At 66.0% G+C, this 20,450-nt stretch carries 13 protein-coding genes, 1 pseudogene and 1 CRISPR repeat array; of the genes and pseudogenes, 1 reads left to right on the forward strand and 13 read right to left on the reverse strand.

The window, feature by feature from the left end:
• Nucleotides 1-18: 18 nt before the first annotated feature.
• The 4 genes from MLG_RS04855 to MLG_RS04870 all read right to left on the reverse strand — a co-directional run bounded on the left by MLG_RS04855 (nt 19) and on the right by MLG_RS04870 (nt 3,555).
• On the reverse strand, nt 19-1,419 hold the full coding sequence (locus MLG_RS04855) for a TolC family outer membrane protein (protein WP_041717914.1): 1,401 nt from the start codon (nt 1,417-1,419) through the stop codon (nt 19-21).
• Between the two features lie 114 nt (nt 1,420-1,533).
• The gene (folE2, locus tag MLG_RS04860; protein ID WP_011628693.1) at nt 1,534-2,355 is read right to left on the reverse strand and encodes a GTP cyclohydrolase FolE2; all 822 of its coding nucleotides are present in this window, start codon (nt 2,353-2,355) and stop codon (nt 1,534-1,536) included.
• A gap of 62 nt (nt 2,356-2,417) precedes the next feature.
• A complete protein-coding gene (gene ispA, locus MLG_RS04865; RefSeq protein ID WP_011628694.1) occupies nt 2,418-3,338 on the reverse strand; it encodes a (2E,6E)-farnesyl diphosphate synthase in 921 nt (306 codons plus the stop codon).
• Nucleotides 3,298-3,555, reverse strand: a complete 258-nt coding sequence (locus MLG_RS04870; protein WP_011628695.1) for an exodeoxyribonuclease VII small subunit — start codon at nt 3,553-3,555, stop codon at nt 3,298-3,300. Before MLG_RS04870 ends, ispA begins: the two co-directional genes overlap by 41 nt.
• A 172-nt stretch (nt 3,556-3,727) precedes the next feature.
• Between MLG_RS04870 and parE the strand changes: the two genes are divergently transcribed.
• On the forward strand, nt 3,728-5,620 hold the full coding sequence (gene parE, locus MLG_RS04875; RefSeq protein ID WP_011628696.1) for a DNA topoisomerase IV subunit B: 1,893 nt from the start codon (nt 3,728-3,730) through the stop codon (nt 5,618-5,620).
• Nucleotides 5,621-5,985: 365 nt separating this feature from the next.
• A CRISPR array of direct repeats spans nt 5,986-11,627; the repeat unit is 28 nt; unit sequence GGTCTATCCCCGCAGGCGCGGGGGAGCC.
• Nucleotides 11,628-11,674: 47 nt separating this feature from the next.
• On the opposite strand, the gene cas2e is transcribed toward parE, so the two are convergent.
• From cas2e to MLG_RS04905, 9 genes and pseudogenes are all read right to left on the reverse strand, one after another.
• Nucleotides 11,675-11,971 (reverse strand): type I-E CRISPR-associated endoribonuclease Cas2e, encoded by a 297-nt coding sequence (gene cas2e, locus MLG_RS14750; RefSeq protein WP_011628697.1) that lies wholly within the window; start codon nt 11,969-11,971, stop codon nt 11,675-11,677.
• Nucleotides 11,943-12,839, reverse strand: a complete 897-nt coding sequence (gene cas1e / locus MLG_RS04880; RefSeq protein ID WP_011628698.1) for a type I-E CRISPR-associated endonuclease Cas1e — start codon at nt 12,837-12,839, stop codon at nt 11,943-11,945. The genes cas2e and cas1e overlap by 29 nt, the downstream gene beginning before the upstream one ends.
• Complete coding sequence (locus tag MLG_RS15915; RefSeq protein ID WP_083761830.1) at nt 12,836-13,021, reverse strand: type I-E CRISPR-associated protein Cas6/Cse3/CasE; 186 nt, start codon at nt 13,019-13,021, stop codon at nt 12,836-12,838. The genes cas1e and MLG_RS15915 overlap by 4 nt, the downstream gene beginning before the upstream one ends.
• A gap of 41 nt (nt 13,022-13,062) precedes the next feature.
• A pseudogene (locus tag MLG_RS15920) lies at nt 13,063-13,554 on the reverse strand (type I-E CRISPR-associated protein Cas6/Cse3/CasE); the annotation flags it as partial.
• Entirely contained in the window at nt 13,545-14,276 is a 732-nt protein-coding gene (gene cas5e, locus MLG_RS15090) for a type I-E CRISPR-associated protein Cas5/CasD (RefSeq protein WP_198003243.1), read from the reverse strand. The gene cas5e and the pseudogene MLG_RS15920, both read right to left, overlap by 10 nt.
• Nucleotides 14,273-15,430, reverse strand: a complete 1,158-nt coding sequence (gene cas7e / locus MLG_RS04890; protein ID WP_011628700.1) for a type I-E CRISPR-associated protein Cas7/Cse4/CasC — start codon at nt 15,428-15,430, stop codon at nt 14,273-14,275. Before cas7e ends, cas5e begins: the two co-directional genes overlap by 4 nt.
• 10 nt (nt 15,431-15,440) lie before the next feature.
• Entirely contained in the window at nt 15,441-15,959 is a 519-nt protein-coding gene (casB, locus tag MLG_RS04895) for a type I-E CRISPR-associated protein Cse2/CasB (RefSeq protein WP_011628701.1), read from the reverse strand.
• Nucleotides 15,946-17,493 (reverse strand): type I-E CRISPR-associated protein Cse1/CasA, encoded by a 1,548-nt coding sequence (gene casA, locus MLG_RS04900; RefSeq protein WP_011628702.1) that lies wholly within the window; start codon nt 17,491-17,493, stop codon nt 15,946-15,948. Before casA ends, casB begins: the two co-directional genes overlap by 14 nt.
• Nucleotides 17,490-20,105: a CRISPR-associated helicase/endonuclease Cas3 gene (locus MLG_RS04905; protein ID WP_011628703.1), complete on the reverse strand. Its 2,616-nt coding sequence runs from the start codon at nt 20,103-20,105 to the stop codon at nt 17,490-17,492. The genes casA and MLG_RS04905 overlap by 4 nt, the downstream gene beginning before the upstream one ends.
• Nucleotides 20,106-20,450 lie beyond the last annotated feature (345 nt).

Raw genomic sequence — 20,450 nt, forward strand, 5'->3', positions numbered from 1 at the left:
GGGCGCCCCGCTGGCTGCTCAGCCGTCGCCGTTGCCGGACCGCAGGAAGCTATCCACCTCGCGCACGGTGTTGCCGTCCAGGGCCAGGCCCACGGCGGCCTGCAGCTCCAGGTAGCCGAGCAGGTAGGCGTAGCGCGCGGCGGCGAGCTGGCGCTCGACGGCGTACCGCTGCTGCTTGGCCTGCAGCAGGTCCGCGGTGGTGCGCATACCGGCCGCCAGCCCCTCGCGCACCGCCTGTTCGGTGCCGCGCGCCGAGCGCAGGGCCTGCTCCAGGGCCAGGATACGCTCCCGGCCGCTGTTCAGGTTGCGGCTCGCCTCCTGGGCCCGCAGCTCAGCGCCGCGGCGAATCTCGGTCAGCTCCTGCAGGGCGGCGTCGCGCTCGGCCTCGCTCTGGCGCACCCGGGAGGTGGTGAGGCCGCCGGTATAGAGGGGCATGGACAGTTGCACGCTGACACTGCCCCCCTCCACGTCCAGCCGGTCGCCGACCCCGAACGGCCCCTCGTCCTGCCAGCGCCGCCCATAGCGCCCGATCAGGTCCACCCGAGGTTGGTGCGCCGCCCGCCGGTACTGGATCTCCTGGCGGGCGATCTCCAGATCGCGGTGGGCCAACTGCACGGTCAGGTTATAGCGCCGGGCGAGATTGGCCCAGTGGTCGGGCTGGGGCGGGTCCAGCGCGGAGGGCCGGAACTCGGGGCTGATCGGGGTCAAGGGGCCGGGCAGGGGGCCGGCCAACTGCTGGAGCTGCTGGCGGGCCAGGTCGCGCTCGTTGCGGGCGCTGATTTGTTCCGCCTGCACCTGATCGCGCCGGGCAAGGGCCTCGTCCACATCGGTGCGGCTGCCGATGCCCGCCTCCAGATTGTGGCGTGCCCGCTCAAGTTGGGCGTTCACGGACGCCAGTTCGGCCTCGGTCAGGCGGACGGTCTCGTTGCCGAGCTGGAGCTGAAAATAGGCCTCGGCCACCTGCAGGATCAGGTCCTGGTGTGCCAGCTCCAAGGCCAGTTCAGCGGCGGAGACCTGGCTGCGCGCCTGCTCCAGCCGGGCGAAATTCTCGCCACGGTAGAGCGGCTGCACCACCTGCACCGCCCCCTGTCGGGTCTCGAAGCGGCTATCGAAACGCTCGGAGATACCGAGGGCGGCGGCCAGATCGGCTGCCGGGCCGACGGCCTCGTCCAGGCCCAGGTCCAGCCGGGTGCGCTCGTCGGTGTAACCCCACTGGGCCTCTACGCCGATCTCGGGCAGGAAGGCGGAGCGGGCCTGGGGCAGCACTTCGCGGCGCGCGCGCAGCCGGTCCTGTTCGGCGGCGAAGCGCGCGTTGTAATCCAGTGCGTTTTGGTAAATGTCGACCAGGCTGGCGTCCTGCCCGGCCATGGCGGCCGGGGGCACGACGGCCAGCAGGGTGGCGATCAGCAGTTTCTTCAATTGAGGCCCTGTCCCTTCCGTCACCGGTGCTGCCGTTGGCCACATTGTAACCACAGCCACCGGATATTGCCCGGCAGAGGGCCGGGCAGGGCAGGTGCGCGCCGCGGGCAGGCCTCAGCGCCGGGGTTCGCCGGTCTTGTCGTGTTCGATCTCGGCGAAGGCGGAGTGGTTGTGGATGGACTCGAAGTTCTCGGCCGTCACGTTGTAGGCCAGCACCCGGTCCTCGTCGTTGAGGCGGATGGCCACATCGCGCACCAGGTCCTCGACGAACTTGGGGTTCTCGTAAGCGCGCTCGGTGACGTACTTCTCGTCCGGCCGCTTGAGAAGCCCGTAGAGCTCGCAGGAGGCCTCCTCCTCGACCAGGTCGATCAGGTCCTCCACCCAGAGCAGATCGCGGGTCTTGGCGGTGACCGTCACGTGGGAGCGCTGGTTGTGCGCGCCGTAGCGGGAGATCTCCTTGGAGCAGGGGCAGAGGCTGGTCACCGGCACCACCACCCGGATGGCCAGCTCCGGCTCGCCCTCGTGGATCTCACCGATGAAGGCGACCTGATAGTCCATCAGGCTCTGCACCCCGGTGACCGGTGCCGTCTTGCGCACGAACAGCGGGAAGGCCATCTCGATGTGACCGGATTCGGCCTCCAGCCGCTCGGCCACCTCGTGCAGCATCTCCCGAAAGGACTGCACGGTAATCTCGGTGTCGTGCCCCTCGAGGATCTGCACGAAGCGGGACATGTGCGTGCCCTTGAAGTGCTGAGGCAGGTTCACATACATGCTGAAATTGGCCACGGTGTGCTGTTCCTGGCCGTCCCGGCCGCCTACCCGCACCGGATGGCGGATGTCCTTGATCCCCACCTTGTTGATGGGAATGCGGCGGCTGTCTTGGCGGGCCTGCACGTCCTCGATGGAGACGGTGGCGAGCTTTTCTGCCTCAGGCATGGTGATCGGTCCTCGGGGTGTTCACACGCGACGATAGATACGAATAATACTATATCGCGTTTTCAGTGGTTCCGGCCAATGCAGTATTCGGCAATGCCGCGTAGCACATCGGCGCTCTGGTCCAGCCCCTCCAGCGACTCCAGGGCGTCCTCCACCAGCCGGTCAGCCGTCTCGCGGGCCTCGCGCATGCCCAGCAGGGCGGGGTAGGTGGCCTTGGCCTGGCGCTGGTCCGAGCCCCGGGCCTTGCCCAAGGCCTCGGTCTCGCCCTCCACATCCAGGATGTCGTCGCGGATCTGGAAGGCGAGCCCGATGCACTTGCCGTAATGGTCCAGCCGCTGGAGCAGCTCCTCGTCCACCGGGCTGGCGGCCAGGGCGCCGAGCTGCACGCTGGCCCGGATCAGGGCGCCCGTCTTGTGGATGTGCATATCCTCGAGCTGGGCCACGTCCAGTTGCTGCCCGGTGGCGGCCAGGTCGATGGCCTGCCCCCCCGCCATACCGCGGGAGCCGGCGGCCAGCGCCAGCACCTCGACCATCCGCAGCCGGGCGCGGCTGTTCTGCACCCCCCCCGGGTCGTGGGCCAGGATGTGAAAGGCCAGCGTCTGCAGCGCGTCCCCGGCCAAAATGGCGGTGGCCTCGTCGAAGGCCTTGTGACAGGTGGGCTGACCCCGGCGCAGCTCGTCGTCGTCCATGGCCGGCAGGTCGTCGTGGATGAGCGAGTAGGCGTGGATGCACTCCACCGCGCAGGCGGGGCCGTCCAGCAGGGTGGGGGCCGCGCCCAGGGCCTGCCCGGTGGCAAAAACCAGTATCGGGCGCAGCCGCTTGCCGCCGGACAACGCGGAATAGCGCATGGCCTGGTGCAGGCGCGCGGGGTGGGTCTGCGCCTCCGGCAACCAGTAGTCCAGCGCCTGCTCCACCCGGGCACGCCAGGTGGGGCTGACACGTTCAAGTGTCGCGATGTGCCGGATCTTCGAAGGCTTGTTCATGGGCGTCCGCCCCTTGGCCGATGAGGGTTTCCACTTTCTGCTCCGCCTCCTGCAGCGCCTTCTGGCAGGCGCGGGTCAGCTCAACGCCGCGCTCGAACTGGCGCAGCGACTCCTCCAGGGAGAGTTCACCGCGCTCCATGCGCTCGACCAGGCCTTCCAGCTCTTTCAGCGCGGCCTCGAAATCAAAGGAATCAGAACCAGAAGAGGGGGTATCCATGGGGCTTCCTGCAGGGCTTGCCAAGCGGTGTCGGGCCGCACCACGCGGCCATGAGACGGCTAAAGCTAACCCGCCGGTGCCGCCGCGGTCAACGCGGGGGCATTAGCGCCGAGCCGGTGGCGGCGTTACACTCCAGCACGCTTGTCGTTCAACAGGAGGCAACGCCCCGCCCATGAGCAACCGTTACGACGCCGCGGATATCGAAGTCCTCACCGGGCTGGAGCCGGTGCGCAAGCGCCCGGGCATGTACACCGACACCAGCCGGCCCAACCACCTGGCCCAGGAAGTCATCGACAACAGCGTCGACGAGGTGATGGCCGGCCACGCCACCCGCGTGGACGTCACCCTTTTCCGCGACGGCAGCCTGGAGGTGCGGGACGACGGCCGGGGCATGCCGGTGGACGTCCACCCGGGGCAGGGGCGCCCGGGGGTGGAGGTCATCCTCGGCACCCTGCACGCCGGCGGCAAGTTCTCCGGCAAGAACTACCAGTACTCCGGCGGCCTGCACGGCGTGGGGGTGTCGGTGGTGAATGCCCTCTCCCGGCGGCTGGAGGTGCGGGTGCGCCGCGGTGGCATCGAGTACATGATGAGCTTCGCCCACGGCGAAAAGACCTCAGAGCTGACCGAGGTGGGCAAGGTGGCCAAGAAGGACACCGGCACCCTGCTGCGCTTTTGGCCCGACACCAAGTACTTCGACTCACCGAAATTCTCCATCCCGCGGATGCGGCATGTGCTGCGCGCCAAGGCGGTGCTCTGCCCGGGGCTGGTGGTGCGTTTTTATGACGAAGCCGCGGAGGAGGAGACCGTCTGGTGTTACGAGGACGGGCTGAAGGACTACCTCAGCGGCGCCCTGCAGGAGTGGCAGACCCTGCCCACCGAGCCCTTCATCGGGCGGATGAGCTCGGACCACGAGGCCGCCGAATGGGCCGTCACCTGGCTGCCGGAGGGCGGCGAGGCCATCACCGAGAGCTACGTCAACCTCATCCCCACCGCCCAGGGCGGCACCCACGTCAACGGCCTGCGCTCCGGGCTCACCGAGGCCATCCGCGAGTTCTGCGAGTTCCGCAATCTGTTGCCGCGCGGCGTGCGTATCACCCCGGAGGACGTCTGGGAGCGGGTCAGTTATGTGTTGTCGGTCAAGCTGGAGGACCCGCAGTTCTCCGGTCAGACCAAGGAGCGGCTCTCCTCGCGCGAGTGCGCCACCTTCGTCTCGGGGGTGGTTAAGGATGCCTTCAGCCTGTGGCTGAACCAGCACGTGGAGGACGCCGAGGCCATCGTCCAGCTCATCATCTCCGCCGCCCAGCGGCGGATGCGCGCGTCCCGCAAGGTGGCCCGCAAGCGCGTCACCCAGGGCCCGGCACTGCCCGGCAAGCTGGCCGACTGCGCCGCCCAGGACCCGGCGCGCACCGAGCTCTTCCTGGTGGAGGGCGACTCCGCCGGCGGCTCCGCCAAACAGGCCCGCGACCGCGAGTTCCAGGCCGTCATGCCCCTGCGTGGCAAGATCCTGAACACCTGGGAGGTCGCGCCCGACGAGGTGATGGCCTCGCAGGAGGTGCACGATATCGCCGTGGCCCTGGGCACCGACCCAGGCTCAGAGCAGCTCGATGGCCTGCGCTACGGCAAGATCTGCATTCTCGCCGACGCCGACCCCGACGGCGCCCACATCGCCACCCTGCTGTGCGCCCTCTTTCTCAAGCACTTCCCGGCGCTGGTGCGCGCCGGCCATGTCTTCGTGGCCATGCCGCCGCTCTACCGCATCGACGTGGGCAAACAGACCTTCTACGCCCTGGACGAGCACGAGCGCCAGGGCGTGCTCGACCGCATCGCCGCCGAGAAGCTGAAGGGCAAGGTGGCCGTCACCCGGTTCAAGGGCCTGGGCGAGATGAACCCGCTGCAATTGCGCGAGACCACCATGGCCCCCGACACCCGGCGACTGGTGCAATTGATGGTGGACGACGCCGAGGCCACCGAGGCGTTGATGGCCCAGTTGCTGGGCAAGCGCAATGCGTCGCAGCGGCGGCGGTGGTTGGAGGATAAGGGGAATATGGCGGAGGCGATGGTTTGAGACCAGCGCCTGGCGGGGTTTGAGGTCGTCTGCGGTGATTTGGACGGCCTGGGCTCCTGCTATCTCTCAGCGTCCTGGCTGGTATACTGGGCCTTCGAAGGCGTCGGTGGGCCGCACCCCGTAACCGGCGCCGGGCCATCGGGCCGGTGCGGCGGCTTACGATGCTCCCTAGTTCGGTCCCATTGCTGTGTTCGGCAAGCAGCATTCTTGCCTTCCCGCGCGTAGTGCATAGCCCGATCCGAGTACGGAGCGGACCGGTCTCCAGTGCTCTGCAGCGCGTGTCTCGGGGTGGGCTAGCTTGCCGGATGGCGCACCTGCCATCCTCATTCTTGTTCCCGTCCCCTGTCCAGCATCGCCGTCTTGGGGGGCGATCCCCGCAGGGGCGGGGGAGCCGTCACCACCCTCATCAACCAGTCCGGCTTCCGGGGTCTATCCCCGCAGGCGCGGGGGAGCCGAGGCCCTACCGGAGTGGGGCTTGGCTAATAGAGGTCTATCCCCGCAGGCGCGGGGGAGCCAAGGCTCAGGCGCCGACGCAGTCCACCGGCGAGGGTCTATCCCCGCAGGCGCGGGGGAGCCAACACGCTAGCCGCCCCGGGAAACTTGGCCCGGGGTCTATCCCCGCAGGCGCGGGGGAGCCAGCCGGCGCAGGTGCTCGCACCCGTACTGCAGAGGTCTATCCCCGCAGGCGCGGGGGAGCCTTAAGGTGGAGGTGAGTAATGATGGTGAAACTAGGTCTATCCCCGCAGGCGCGGGGGAGCCTGCTAGAACAGGAAATCAAGGCGCTGCGTGAGGGGTCTATCCCCGCAGGCGCGGGGGAGCCCGGGGACTACACCGGGGAAAAGCACTTGCAATGGGTCTATCCCCGCAGGCGCGGGGGAGCCTGGTATCCCGAGGAGCTAGCGACGGGTGATATCGGTCTATCCCCGCAGGCGCGGGGGAGCCCCGGGCGGGACCCTCGGGCACCGGCGCCCACCGGGTCTATCCCCGCAGGCGCGGGGGAGCCGCCGGGTTGTCCGGGTTGGGGTCTTGGGGTCAAGGTCTATCCCCGCAGGCGCGGGGGAGCCGATGCCGAAGAGTTCGAGGAAACGATTTACAAGGGTCTATCCCCGCAGGCGCGGGGGAGCCGCAGGAAACACACCTGATGCCGGCCCTCACTCGGGGTCTATCCCCGCAGGCGCGGGGGAGCCTGCAAGACTGGCGCAGGAGCGCGGAGAAACAGAGGTCTATCCCCGCAGGCGCGGGGGAGCCGGATCAAGTGGGCGCTGACTGCCGTGGGCCTGTGGTCTATCCCCGCAGGCGCGGGGGAGCCGAGTTGGCAAGTATCCATTATTGACCCCTTCAGGGTCTATCCCCGCAGGCGCGGGGGAGCCCAGTACCAGGTTTCCGGGTTCGACTCGGCCTCAGGTCTATCCCCGCAGGCGCGGGGGAGCCTCGGAGTCAATGTGGAGGGTCGGGTACTGCGGGGGTCTATCCCCGCAGGCGCGGGGGAGCCTCCGTCTTCTGGATATCAAGACCAGCCTCTCCAGGTCTATCCCCGCAGGCGCGGGGGAGCCTGGACCACCAGGCTGCTGGCCACTCGGTGCCGGGGTCTATCCCCGCAGGCGCGGGGGAGCCCCCGGCTGGTACGGATCGACCGCCTCAGCAAAGGGTCTATCCCCGCAGGCGCGGGGGAGCCTGTGACCATACCTCCACTTCCTCACCGCGGTGCGGTCTATCCCCGCAGGCGCGGGGGAGCCGTACCGTCATCCCCTACAACCAGCCACACACCGGGTCTATCCCCGCAGGCGCGGGGGAGCCACCCGGGGCCGGATCATCGCCCAGGTGGAGAGGGGTCTATCCCCGCAGGCGCGGGGGAGCCACGGCAGCACGGAGGAGCAGGAGATGGCCCGAGGGTCTATCCCCGCAGGCGCGGGGGAGCCACCAAGCCTGAGACCGTACCTGGTGCCGCCTGGGGTCTATCCCCGCAGGCGCGAGGGAGCCGAAGTGGACGCCTTTCGAGATCATGCAGCTGCGGGTCTATCCCCGCAGGCGCGGGGGAGCCCAGAACCCTAATCTGGAGGTCCGGGCCGGGCGAGGTCTATCCCCGCAGGCGCGGGGGAGCCCAGGTGCTGCACGGCAAGGTGCGCGTTGCGGAGGGTCTATCCCCGCAGGCGCGGGGGAGCCGCAACGAATACCAGCGCGCCGAGATCAACGACAGGTCTATCCCCGCAGGCGCGGGGGAGCCGCGCTCGGGTGAGCGAGCGGGCTGCTGGGGTTGGGTCTATCCCCGCAGGCGCGGGGGAGCCCACCACGCGACCGGCACCGCCCCGGGCTTGTAGGGTCTATCCCCGCAGGCGCGGGGGAGCCGCCGAGGGTACAGCTTGACCGACCAGCCTCGCGGGTCTATCCCCGCAGGCGCGGGGGAGCCTTGGCGCGGGGTGGCCGAGCCGGGAGGTGAACGGGTCTATCCCCGCAGGCGCGGGGGAGCCACCAGGTGGGCCAGGAACTCCTCGTCGAACTCGGGTCTATCCCCGCAGGCGCGGGGGAGCCCGAGGTCAGGAGGAAGTATGCCCCCCATCCCTGGGTCTATCCCCGCAGGCGCGGGGGAGCCTTCCAGACCGACACCATCAGCTGCCCGCGGTAGGGTCTATCCCCGCAGGCGCGGGGGAGCCAGCGGCCAGATCGATGCGATCCTCACCGACCAGGGTCTATCCCCGCAGGCGCGGGGGAGCCCAGAAAACAGCCCCGCCCACGCGGCGGGGCACAGGTCTATCCCCGCAGGCGCGGGGGAGCCATACTCCTTCAGTCGGCTCTCTGCCTGCTTGCCGGTCTATCCCCGCAGGCGCGGGGGAGCCTGGGCCTTGAAGTAGCCCTCGTCGTCTGCGTGGGGTCTATCCCCGCAGGCGCGGGGGAGCCCAGGTGCTGCACGGCAAGGTGTCCGTCCGCGAGGGTCTATCCCCGCAGGCGCGGGGGAGCCGGTGGTCAGGCCCGGCAGCGGGATCTCGCCCAGGGTCTATCCCCGCAGGCGCGGGGGAGCCGCGGATAAACTCTTGCTTCGATGCCGCGTCAAGGGTCTATCCCCGCAGGCGCGGGGGAGCCGCCAACGTGCGCCGGTGGGAGTCCCCGGAGGAGGGTCTATCCCCGCAGGCGCGGGGGAGCCCGCGTCGGGCTGCTGACACGCCAGGCGCGGGAGGGTCTATCCCCGCAGGCGCGGGGGAGCCACCCTTTAGATGATTGGTACGGCTTGAGCCCGGGGTCTATCCCCGCAGGCGCGGGGGAGCCAACAAACTCGTGCAGAGTGGATGATGGTCCAAAGGTCTATCCCCGCAGGCGCGGGGGAGCCAAGCGCATCATTCCGCCGGGGGGTACGCTGGAGGGTCTATCCCCGCAGGCGCGGGGGAGCCAGCAACACTAAGCCGTAACGCAACCCCTTGCCGGGTCTATCCCCGCAGGCGCGGGGGAGCCCCGTTATCGCCCATTTCCTGCGCGCTGGCGGTGGGTCTATCCCCGCAGGCGCGGGGGAGCCCTCGAGGCCGCCGCCGGTATTCTGCGCCTCGACGGTCTATCCCCGCAGGCGCGGGGGAGCCAGAGAGCGTATTCCAGTACGTGGAGGTGTCCGAGGTCTATCCCCGCAGGCGCGGGGGAGCCCTCTTGGTGCGCCTCTTCCATCTCGCGCTCTAGGGTCTATCCCCGCAGGCGCGGGGGAGCCCGGCCGCATGTTGCGCTTGTTCGATCACGGTAAGGTCTATCCCCGCAGGCGCGGGGGAGCCTCGCGATTGGCGTTAATGCCAAATTGCTTAAGGGGTCTATCCCCGCAGGCGCGGGGGAGCCGATATCAGCGGCGCGCAGGAGATTCGCTGGACGGGTCTATCCCCGCAGGCGCGGGGGAGCCAAAGTCAGTTGCTTCAGTTGCTTTAGGGGTAAAGGGTCTATCCCCGCAGGCGCGGGGGAGCCCCGGAGGCAAACTGCTCAATCTGCCCCGGCAGGGGTCTATCCCCGCAGGCGCGGGGGAGCCAGGTAGACATTGGCCCATAGCTGGCTGGTCAGGGGTCTATCCCCGCAGGCGCGGGGGAGCCCTCCCTGGGCATCCCGCGTCAACTCCCTGCCGGGGTCTATCCCCGCAGGCGCGGGGGAGCCACGTTGGGCTTGTGCTTCTTGCCCGGGGGCAGGGGTCTATCCCCGCAGGCGCGGGGGAGCCCCACTCGGCGCACCGTGCGCCTCGGTCTTTTCGGGTCTATCCCCGCAGGCGCGGGGGAGCCTGGGAGAAGGCCCACCCCGAGTTTCTAGCCACGGGTCTATCCCCGCAGGCGCGGGGGAGCCCCAGACCCGAGAAGTTGGACCGAGGAAGGTCGAGGTCTATCCCCGCAGGCGCGGGGGAGCCTTCAGTTCGTCTGCGCAATCCTCGATGGTGAAAGGTCTATCCCCGCAGGCGCGGGGGAGCCGGGCCTGCTCGGGCTGGCCGACGGCGATATTGAGGTCTATCCCCGCAGGCGCGGGGGAGCCGGAATATCGGCCACGAATGTTTTTCCATCACTGGGTCTATCCCCGCAGGCGCGGGGGAGCCACTTCAAAGTCGTGCTTGAGCGGCGTTGCCACGGGTCTATCCCCGCAGGCGCGGGGGAGCCGCAGGCATGAGCGTGCATATCCACACGGACCTAGGTCTATCCCCGCAGGCGCGGGGGAGCCTTCGGGACGCGCCGCATGGCGGAACGCCCGTGGGGTCTATCCCCGCAGGCGCGGGGGAGCCTTCTGGAAAGGCATCGCAGCCGAACTGGAGTGGGGTCTATCCCCGCAGGCGCGGGGGAGCCGGAGCCGTCCGGGGTCTGCTCTTCGGACTGCAGGGTCTATCCCCGCAGGCGCGGGGGAGCCACGCCACCATCCCGGCCCAGCTCACACCTTCCAGGTCTATCCCCGCAGGCGCGGGGGAGCCCGCTATCGGACGCGCCGGGCTCTACTCCGATAAGGTCTATCCCCGCAGGCGCGGGGGAGCCTTCGCCAGACTGCCCCACTCGGTGCTGATAAAAGGTCTATCCCCGCAGGCGCGGGGGAGCCTGACAGTGCCAGGCCCGCCCGCTCGCTGACCCAGGTCTATCCCCGCAGGCGCGGGGGAGCCTCGTCTTCGGTGCTATCCTGTGTGGCAGTCTGAGGTCTATCCCCGCAGGCGCGGGGGAGCCTTCTAGCCTCTCTTTGTGCCGGTTCTCTTCCAGGGTCTATCCCCGCAGGCGCGGGGGAGCCGCAAGAATGTGCCGGTGACCTCAATGGACTCAAGGTCTATCCCCGCAGGCGCGGGGGAGCCTTCGCTGAGGCGCTCCTGGTGCTGTGCCTCAAGGGTCTATCCCCGCAGGCGCGGGGGAGCCCTCGTGTTCGAGTTCGAGCGCGGGTTGTTCAAGGGTCTATCCCCGCAGGCGCGGGGGAGCCTCGTTCTGTAGCTGGATCAGCTCGCCTTCCAGGGGTCTATCCCCGCAGGCGCGGGGGAGCCATTACCACGGCGGGTGGGAAGAAATACACTACAGGTCTATCCCCGCAGGCGCGGGGGAGCCGGCTTGCTCGGCAAAGAGCTGCAGCGGCAGCGAGGTCTATCCCCGCAGGCGCGGGGGAGCCCGGCAGCGAGCTGGCAGGGAATTGGGGCTGTGGGGTCTATCCCCGCAGGCGCGGGGGAGCCAGCCCTCGCCGCCGCCGGTGCCGGCATGGATCGGGTCTATCCCCGCAGGCGCGGGGGAGCCACCAGCTTGAGGCCGCTCTGCCATTCCCAGACGGGTCTATCCCCGCAGGCGCGGGGGAGCCCGGTTCTGCACGCGCCGCACCGGGCCGGTGATGGGTCTATCCCCGCAGGCGCGGGGGAGCCGGCGCTACTGGCCATAGGCAGATCGAGATCTACGGTCTATCCCCGCAGGCGCGGGGGAGCCTACCGAATCACCTCATCGGATATGGCAACCGCGGGTCTATCCCCGCAGGCGCGGGGGAGCCGTCGAGGTAGAGCTGCTGCGTCGACAACTCCGGGGTCTATCCCCGCAGGCGCGGGGGAGCCTCTAGACGATAATAGGCTGAATTTACTGAATTGTTAAAGACCGAGTGTTAATTTGGGCGGCGCGCGAGCACGATGCCATCAATCTCCTCAAGGGCTACTGAGGGCATGCCCAGAGTTGCGACAGCCTGTCCGCCAGGTGTGTTTTGATCCGCCCAGACCATGATGACGGAGGCGTCTTGCTCATAGGGCCACCAGTCTTCCAACACGTTCCAGATCCGCACGCGTACGGCAGCGGACAGGCGGGGTGCACTGTAAACACCCGGCGCGAGTTCCAGCATGGAGGATGCGAGGAAGCCGCGGGTGCGGTCACTAACGTTACGTGTTACGACCATTGTCATCGGCATTGATCAGGTCCTTTATTCGATCGATCATCTTCGGGATGACTTTATGGCGTTGAAATGCGCTCGCCGCGTCTCGGCGCAAGGTGCGTTCGATACTGAGGGTCGGGTCGTCAAGAACCTTTCGGGCGGCCTGGAATGCCAACGGGACGGTGATTTCGCCCCGGTAGAGGTCGGCAATGTCCAGTGTAAAAGCGTTACTCGATTCCTCATGGATAAAGCCGAGCGGTGGCAGCGCGCCGGTGGCGGCCACAGCAATGTCTGCGGCGGCCTCCACGAACGTTGCCGCATGGTTGATGGCCTGGTTGGGGACGTCCGCTGCAGATGGGTTGTTGCGATTGTAACGGCGCCCCTTCCAAGGAATGCCGAAGCGGCTGGCTTCCACCCGGTAGAGCTCCTTGATGCGTCCGCCTTCAATGCCGCGCAGTACAGCGATGTCTTTATGAGGAAGCACGCGCCCGAAGCGAAAGGCGTACATGCGTCGTGCGACGTCGAGCCGTTGGGTTTTGTTCGCCCAAAGCGTGGCGTGGCGCCGGGCCACATCTGAGCGGCCTTGGCCCATTGGCGGAGCCGTGTAGTATTTGGTGCCACCCCCGCCAATAGCGGCCAACAGCGTCCCGTGGCGTGCAAGGAGGCGTAATACATCGTGCGTGACCGTACTGCCAGGGCCGAGCAGAATCATTGAGAGGCCTTGGTACGGAATCGCATAATCACCGGCGGCCAGGTCTTCGGACTCTGCTGCCGTGAAATGCAGCGTGCCATCCTCTACGTACAGCCGTCCGCGTGTCAGCCACAGCAAGCCATGACGATCCACGTGAGGAATACGGGCACCGGAAAGGCCGAGGCGCCCTGGTAGGAAACCTCCCTCGCTCATGCCGGTCGAAGCAGCAGCATTCCGAAGCCGAAGGCTCGGTGTCGGCCAACGCCCCGCGCCACCAGGGTGGCGAAGGTATCGGGGTCGCGTACCGTGAGTCTGCCGGTGACCAAGGCATCCGGGCGAACGAGACGCGTCTTCCCCGTCGGCGTCCGCCCTGGCCTGCCGCGCCCTGGCGCCATGTGGAGACGAGCCGGAAGGCCTTAAGCTTAAAGCTAGTGTCTTCCAGTTCCACTGCCGGGTGCAGGCGGTCAGCAGTCCAGCTGTGGTAGATCTCGCTGCGTGTGGTGTCAGCCGGTTCCTTTCCTTCCGGGAGTGCCGCGAGAAAGGCGTCCCGCTCGCCGGACTTTCCTCTCACCACTGGGCAGAGCCGACACTCAAAACCGAGGCGCTGACCAACGCGCCAGCGAATACTCCCCATATCCTTGCTCGCTGCAGTATTCCAATCGCAAGCGTTCGCTGCACTCGGGTCGGCAAAGGTGGTGGCGTGCTCACAGAGAGTTTGCGCGTCGCTGGGGCCATAACCCAACAACCGCAGACTACCCTCCCGGGTATCGATCAGCCGGAAGCTGGTCGGGCTGTGCTTGCCCAGCGTGGCGCGCAACCAGCTGTGGACGGCATAGCCCAGGTCCTCGTCTCGGCTGCGGTTATGGCCCTGGTCTTGCGCATGAGCGATGAGCTTCTCAGGCCGCAGTCGAAGGTCGATCATGTGCATGGGGGCACCTCCGTGAGGTAGCCAGTGATCATCGGACGCAGACCCACGTGGGCCTGGGTTCGCCAATCCCGGTCGTCCGTGCGGTTCTGGCGTTGCCGGGACTCGGTGGCGGGGGCTGTTGTTCCAGGTGGCCAGCAGGCTTCGAAAAAGCGAGTGTCTGCCGCTGCGCGAGGATCCCGGGGTTCGCTGGCCAGTACGTGATAGGCGTCGTCGGATTCACGCACCCGCAGGAGCACGGGGGCCGCCGGCAGGCATGCCTTACGCCCGATGAATAGCGGGCGGGCCGGATGGCGCAGGGCAGCCGCCAGGGTCGCAACGTTGGGCTCGCCCGGAGGGACGGTGACCGCAACGGTCATGACTCCGTTCGCCCAATAGTGGCGGTCTCGTTGATGAATGCCCCTCTTCGCCGTGCCGCCCTCCCGATGCTCTGGGGCGCCGCGGGTGGTCCATCCCGGGTTTGCCAGGTGCGTCTGTCCTAAATCCACCGTTTGGTAGTCCCGCAAGGGTTCGGGTGGCACGTCCCATCGTGCGGCATAGCTTATTCGAGCCTGCAGGCTGTTCAGGGCCTCGGTGTCCTGATGGTGCCAGCCTAAGGCATTGGCCAGCATGCCGGTCAGCATGGATCGGCCTGGGAAGCGGTCGGTGGGATTATGCTGGTCCACTAATACTCCGCCGAAACTCATCAGCGGCGCGTCCAGGCGTAGGATCAGGCATGGCATCATTGACCTCCGAAGATGCTATCCAAGGCGCCGTCGATCGTTTCTGAAAGGGGGCCGCGGTGGGCGCAGGGGAGCGACGTTGTGTCCCTGGTAGCAGAGACGAAGCGACTGGTTTCCTCACCGAACATGTCATCAAGGGATTTCAGGTAATGGCCCATGGTATTAACGGACTGCTGCATCAGGTCGCCCCGCGCTGGCAGGGGTTCAAGGTAAGCGTTTGCCAAGGCACGGGGCTGGGTCGTACCGGTCTCCAACAACGCACAGTCGGTACGGGCGTAGGGAGCCGTAGCACCCAATTTGGCTCCGGGCGAGACGGTTGCGATGCTGTGTACCAGGGCCGCCAAGACATCACGGGCGTCGGCACAAGCCTCTGTCTGTTCGCGCCATGCCTGCCGCTCACAACCGGAAAGGTTTGAGACGAGCAGTGGTACGTCCACCACGACGTACCCGTAGAAAAGCCCAGCGCCCAGTTCCATATCCCCGGCATGTGCTGCGCCGGCATCCTCGCCTGGCTCCTTCAGGTCGTCTACCACAGTGAAATAGTCCACCTCATTGTTCAGGGAATGCACGGTAAAGGCATGGGCGACGTGGACACTGGCATCAGTGCGGGCAAGGATGTCTGACGTGACGAAACGCCCGAACAGGGCGCCCTCTATGCCCGACTCAAGGTCACTGCCTCCAGCCGCCTGAAGCAGGGCGCGGAAGTTCTTTTTCTCCGCCTTGACCCGATCCTTGAGGGTTGAGCCGGGATCTTCACCGCTACGGGCACATTCGGTGATCAAACTGACGAAGTAGTCAGCCTCTGGTCGGCCGAAAAGGACAGGTTGTTTGAGGAAAAGGGAGTCTTTCTCGCGGGCCTCTTTGCTGTGCATAACGGCGTCGATGAGCTTGCCTGTTAATTCACGCGCCTTCTCGTCTTCGACGCCCTCGGCGATAACACGTCGGCAGACCTCTCGTTCGAAGAAATGGCGGGTGCGGATTCCGCTCGGGAGGGAAATTACGTCTTTCAGGGCCTGCCGCCAGTGGCGCTTTAGGCATTGGGAGGAGACCCGCATACGTTCTGCACTGCCAAAGGGAATGCGCTTGGCAAGGCCGGCATCGTCCCGGTTAAGTAGGGCGGCATGGTAAGATGTGAGGGTGTGGATTTGCAGGAACATGGTCGTCTCCTTATTGGCTTCCCGGGGCGGAGGTGGCGGTACGGTAATAATCCCGGGCGATCTTGCGATTGATGCGCTCGCGGGCCTCATCATCGAATGCGAAGAGCAATCGGGCGGTGTCTTTCCAGTTACAGCGGGCGCGCTGGGCAGCCAGCCTTGTCGCGGCGCGCAGGGTGAGTGTCGCCAGGACGCGGCCTTCGGCGGCCAACAGGCTCTCAAGCCGGGCCTCAGAGTAGCCTGAATCCGCAAGTGCCCGGCCCAGCGAGATATCTGGTGCGTGGGGGTTGTGATGTTGCCGTGCCAGTGCAGCGACTAGGGTACGCCACCCCATTTCCAGGCCCTCCCGCTGCCAACGGTGGGGTATGTGCCGGAGCAGGAAGCGGTGGTAGGCCAGAGGTGTTGGCCCAGTCACGCCCATACGCTTGAGGCGAGCCCGGTCTCCGTTGGGGAACGCCTGATGGTGGAGGGCTGCCGCTAGATGTGGCGCCATCTCTGAAGGGGTGTTGAACTGCCTCTCAGTGTCGGCCATGGGCCATCTCCTCCTGGAAGTGCTTGTACAGCGCCCCCCTGAACAGTCCGCTGGCGCGGACTTGGGCGCGATAACGGCGTCCAGTGCGTTGGGGTGCTGCCCCGAAGGCGTGTTCAAGGATGTTCTCCGCTAGTTGGCTTAGGCGAGCCACCCAGTCGGCTCGGGCGTCGGGTTCACTGTTGACTTCGATCGAGCTCCAGAGCCATGGAAAATAGGCATCGGCCCAGCCTTCGTCATACTCACCCAGCCAAACGGCCGTCCATTGGCCAGCCTCCCGTCGATTGGTGTCGGGCCAACCCTCCGGACCGCCCTCCAGAAGAGTGAAAAGCGCGGGCCGAAGGACTCGGCTTCTCAGGTTCCGGGCGGCGTCGATGGCCCACTCGGACCGACGGCCCAGGTGATCCGCTGGCTCGCCGCCCAGCAGTAAAAGCCGCTTGGCCTTGCTGTCGATCGGGATGTTCACTTCATGGAAGCCGTCGGTGGTGCCCTGGCCGCGAACCAGTGCGCTGGCGTGAAAGATGGCGGCACCATCGCCGCTGGGCAACTCTTGCATGGGCGCTAGGAGATATTCGGTCTGTGTGATGATTAGGTCCCGCAGCATATCGGGATGAAAACCGCGGGCACTGGGAGTTAACGCGCTGCCCTTTTTCCGGTGTATCGGGGTCCATCCGTCACCGACGTTGCCGGCGAGTTCTTTGCCACCGGCAATGCGGGCGGCCTTGGTGGGTTTCCCAAGTGCGGCGATGCCCGTTGGCTTCGAAACGAGGCGGACGAGGCGGCAGATCTCGATAAAATATGGATGCAGCGTCTCGAGTCCAATGCTTGTCTGGCCATCCCAGGGCAGAGTCCAAAGCAGCAAATGGCCGTCGTCGCGAAACGGCCAAGGTGGCTGGGTCAGGTGGGTCCTTTGTGCGTTGAGTCGGGCTAGGTCTTCCCGCCAGCGCTCAGATGGTTGGAGGGTGCGGTTGACGCCTACGCAGACCCTCACGCCGAAGCCGCCATTCATTCTGCTTATGCCATAATTGCCCTGACCCAGGAACCCGCTCATCGTCTGTGACGAGATCAGTGCCAGTGCCCAGTCTTCCGGGCTCGCATGCGTTAGACGCGAAGCTTTCAAATCGTGGTTTTTCGCGGTTTGCAGTACATCGAGTTCATCGGGAGTGGCGGCCTTGGGTTTGTAGCCGGCCAGATCGTTGCTTGGTATCGGGGGCTGCATGAACGCCGGCTTGCCTGGGCCATCGACTGCAAGCGTCCATGCGCAGTCGTCCGCGTAGTCGCTCAACAAACGCAACGACTGTTTCCATCGGTCCTCCTCCTGCGGGGGGTCGGGCTGGTCGGCGCACTCCAGGGCGGCGGCCGAGAGGTAACAAAGAAAGATGTGAAATGCATCTATTTGATGGCGCTGCACCCCCGTGAGGCTCTCTACCTCCCCCCGAGCCAGCGCGGCGAGTAGGCCGGGGAGCGACAGCCGGCGGTGTTGTTGGTCGGGCGTTAGGATGCCGAAAACATTGTCAGTGAGGAGGTTGGCGTTCATCGGTCGAGCTCCAGTCCGAATCGGGTATAGCGGTAGTCACGGCCACCGTAACGGAAGGTCACGACATCACGGGTCGCGTCAGGTGCGGCCTCTGGCGCGGTGGCGTCAGTGTCTCCGGCCATCCAGCCGGGAACGGGCAGTTCATGCAGTGTTTGGCCAAACGGGCTGGTGATTGGCGGGTCCAGGGATAGGCGCCGGTCCTCGAGCCCCAACCGCGTGGCGAGCCTCTCATCAAAATCCCCGAAACGGAGTTCCGGTCCAAAAGGCTGATGCCAAGGCATTAGGGCGGTCCGTGCAGCGAGCCCGTGTGCCGTGGCGGTGCCCAGCAGTTGTTGCTGGTGTCCGTCCCATGGTGGGCCGGTGAAACGTGCGAGGCGTTCGGGATGGACTGTGGTCTCAATCAGTTCCCGGTTGTCGTCCGGGATACGGATGGTACAGCCAGCGCCGATGCGCTCGATGGTGAGCTGGGCTATGCGCAGATCGGGGTAAACCCTCCCCAGCCCGGCGAGGCCGTGGAGCCTTCCCTTGGCGTCGAACCAAGCTTCAAGACTGGGTTCCGCAGGCATCAGCACAGTACACGTAGGTGTATCAAAACCGGGAGGGCGACGTCGCGTGTGGCGATGCAGCCGGCCAATGCGCTGAAGGAGAACATCCATGGGGCAGAGATCCGTGATGAGCCAGTCTGCGTCGATGTCCAGGCTTTGCTCCAGTGTCTGGGTGCCGACGAGCAGCAGCGCACCGTCAGGGGATCCTTTCCCGAACACGCGGCTGACCTCCCTGTCCAGGATGAGTCTGTCGGCGCGGGCAAAGCGGCCATGGTGGGGGCAGGTTTGATTGTTGACGCAGAAGAGCGTGCGGGCAACCACGGGGTCCGCTTCCGCTGCCCGTAGGAAGTCAATGGCTCGGGCGACCGTGTTGAGGACCACTAGCACCCGGGCGCCCGCACGGAGGGCCTCTGCGACCCGGGGCTGTAGTGCCTTTGGTTCCGCGAGGTATGGTGCCGGTTCAAGTTGTACAGCTTTCTGGCGGGTCCCGACACCTCCAATCGGGGTGGGGGCGCTCCCGCTGCCGGTTAGAGCGGGGTAAGGGCTTTGGATGGCTTCACTGAACGATGGAACTACGGGCACCGCACTTTGTGGTGTGAGGAAAGCCTCCCGGGCATCAGCACTGAGAGTGGCGGAGAGAAGCAGCGCCCGGGCACCGGATCTGGTGTGGTGATCGAGCAATGCGCGGAGAAGGCCACGCATATAGGTATCCGAGGCGTGGACCTCATCCACCACCAGCAACGAGCGCTCCAGGCAGACGGCCCTGAGGTGGGCGTGGTTGACCTGCATCGTAGCCATCAGCGCCTGATCCACTGTGCCCACAGCGATCGGCGCTGCGAGAAAGCGCTTGGGCCGCTCAGCAGCCCAGGCACGCTCCCGTCGGCGTAGGGTTTCGTCATCCTGCCAGAGGTTGTCCTCCGAAGGTAGCGCTTGTTCACCATCGACTTTTGCGTAGCCCGGCACGGCTAGCAACACTGGTGGCGCGTTGTCCCTGAATACCTCCTTTACAAAGAGGAGGATGCGTTCATACAGTTCCCGCGCCGCCACCCGAGTGGGGAGCGCGAAGTAGAGGGAATCCACCTCACCTCGCGCGAACAATTGGAAGAAGCAGGCTAGAGCGGCCTCGGTTTTGCCAGAGCCGGTATCGGACTCCGCAATCATCACCGGCACGTTGGGCGGATCCATGAGCGCAGCCTGCAGGGCCGTCGGGCTAAAACCGGGAAACAGGTCGGTAAAGCCTGCGCGAGGGTCTAGACGGGAGCGGAAGGGCTGACTGTTGAGTCCGATTGTTGTGATTGCCTCGCTGGCGGCGCGCTGCGCAAACGCAGCCCTGCATTCAGGTCCATGGCGGAATGGAAAAAAGCCTTCATGGGAACCGATCCAATCGGCCAGCATAACCAGGCCAGCAAAGCGGTGCTGAAGTTCAGGAGTGGGGGAGAGGGGAGATGCATCTCCGGTAAAGGCCTGCGGGAAGGCTTGCCTTACGGTAAGGGTAAGGTTAGTCAGGTCCTCGAGGGGGTCAATGCCGTCTCGGGGTAGCCAGTAACGGCGGTACCGGTTCGTTTCTGTGTGGTCCAGTTTGATCGGCTTTCCATGGTGGGAGATGCTGGCCAATAGCATGCCTAGCGTGCCCTCAGCATCGTCGAACCAGCTAGCTATTTCGTCGAACCCAAGACTGTCCAACAGCCGTTTTTGAAGGTCTGGATCGTATAGCAGTGCCGATATTTCATGGACATGCCCGGCTGTGTCCCGAGGCTCCCGGCGTGCTTTGGCTTGGAAACCATGGTTGCACTTGCCTATGTCATGAAGAAAAGCCAGGGCCGCGAGCCTTTCTAGGTGAACGGGGGTAGGGGCATGGCCGATGGCCTGGCTCAGGGCTCGGTGCGCCGCGTTTGTGCGGCATAAGGCCAAGAATACGAAGGCTACGTCGGTGCAATGGTCTGCCAGTGGGAGCCAAGCCTCCACCTCACCAGCGGGACCTTTGTGGAGTTTGCCCCAAAGGTAGGGCTGCCTCTCCCCAGCGGAGTCCGTGGGCTTCCCTCCTTGGCTGCAATCGCTGTTCTCCATGCTGCCCACGATTAGATCACCAAATACTAGTCATCAAATAAAGGAGTCTGAGATTTACATTCTCCAAACACATTAGCAGGTGGATGGCTCAGGTGCATATCCTGGCATTGGATGTGGGAGTCAGTTGCGATGACTTGAGAAGCTCCCTTCGCGATCTGTGTGGGAGCTAGGGCACGCAGGAGGAGGTACCCTGGTCGTGGTCAGTGACGACGCCCTTCGCGCGTCCTCCATCACCATCGTCTATTTCCACTTACCCGCGGTGCAGCGGACAGATGGTTCGCCGTTTGTTCGAGTTCGATCATGGCTTCCAGCCGCTCGCGAGCGGAGCGCCGCAGCATTTCCCGG

It is taken from the genome of Alkalilimnicola ehrlichii MLHE-1 (assembly GCF_000014785.1).
GTDB classification, from domain to species: Bacteria; Pseudomonadota; Gammaproteobacteria; order Nitrococcales; family Halorhodospiraceae; genus Alkalilimnicola; species Alkalilimnicola ehrlichii.

Bases quoted from the DNA above. Each gene is read 5' to 3' on its own strand.
- folE2 (WP_011628693.1), bottom strand. From the start codon at position 2,355: ATGCCTGAGGCAGAAAAGCTCGCCACCGTCTCCATCGAGGACGTGCAG.
- ispA (WP_011628694.1), bottom strand. From the start codon at position 3,338: ATGAACAAGCCTTCGAAGATCCGGCACATCGCGACACTTGAACGTGTC.
- MLG_RS04870 (WP_011628695.1), bottom strand. From the start codon at position 3,555: ATGGATACCCCCTCTTCTGGTTCTGATTCCTTTGATTTCGAGGCCGCG.
- parE (WP_011628696.1), top strand. From the start codon at position 3,728: ATGAGCAACCGTTACGACGCCGCGGATATCGAAGTCCTCACCGGGCTG.
- cas2e (WP_011628697.1), bottom strand. From the start codon at position 11,971: ATGCCGATGACAATGGTCGTAACACGTAACGTTAGTGACCGCACCCGC.
- cas1e (WP_011628698.1), bottom strand. From the start codon at position 12,839: ATGAGCGAGGGAGGTTTCCTACCAGGGCGCCTCGGCCTTTCCGGTGCC.
- MLG_RS15915 (WP_083761830.1), bottom strand. From the start codon at position 13,021: ATGGCGCCAGGGCGCGGCAGGCCAGGGCGGACGCCGACGGGGAAGACG.
- cas5e (WP_198003243.1), bottom strand. From the start codon at position 14,276: ATGATGCCATGCCTGATCCTACGCCTGGACGCGCCGCTGATGAGTTTC.
- cas7e (WP_011628700.1), bottom strand. From the start codon at position 15,430: ATGTTCCTGCAAATCCACACCCTCACATCTTACCATGCCGCCCTACTT.
- casB (WP_011628701.1), bottom strand. From the start codon at position 15,959: ATGGCCGACACTGAGAGGCAGTTCAACACCCCTTCAGAGATGGCGCCA.
- casA (WP_011628702.1), bottom strand. From the start codon at position 17,493: ATGAACGCCAACCTCCTCACTGACAATGTTTTCGGCATCCTAACGCCC.
- MLG_RS04905 (WP_011628703.1), bottom strand. From the start codon at position 20,105: ATGGAGAACAGCGATTGCAGCCAAGGAGGGAAGCCCACGGACTCCGCT.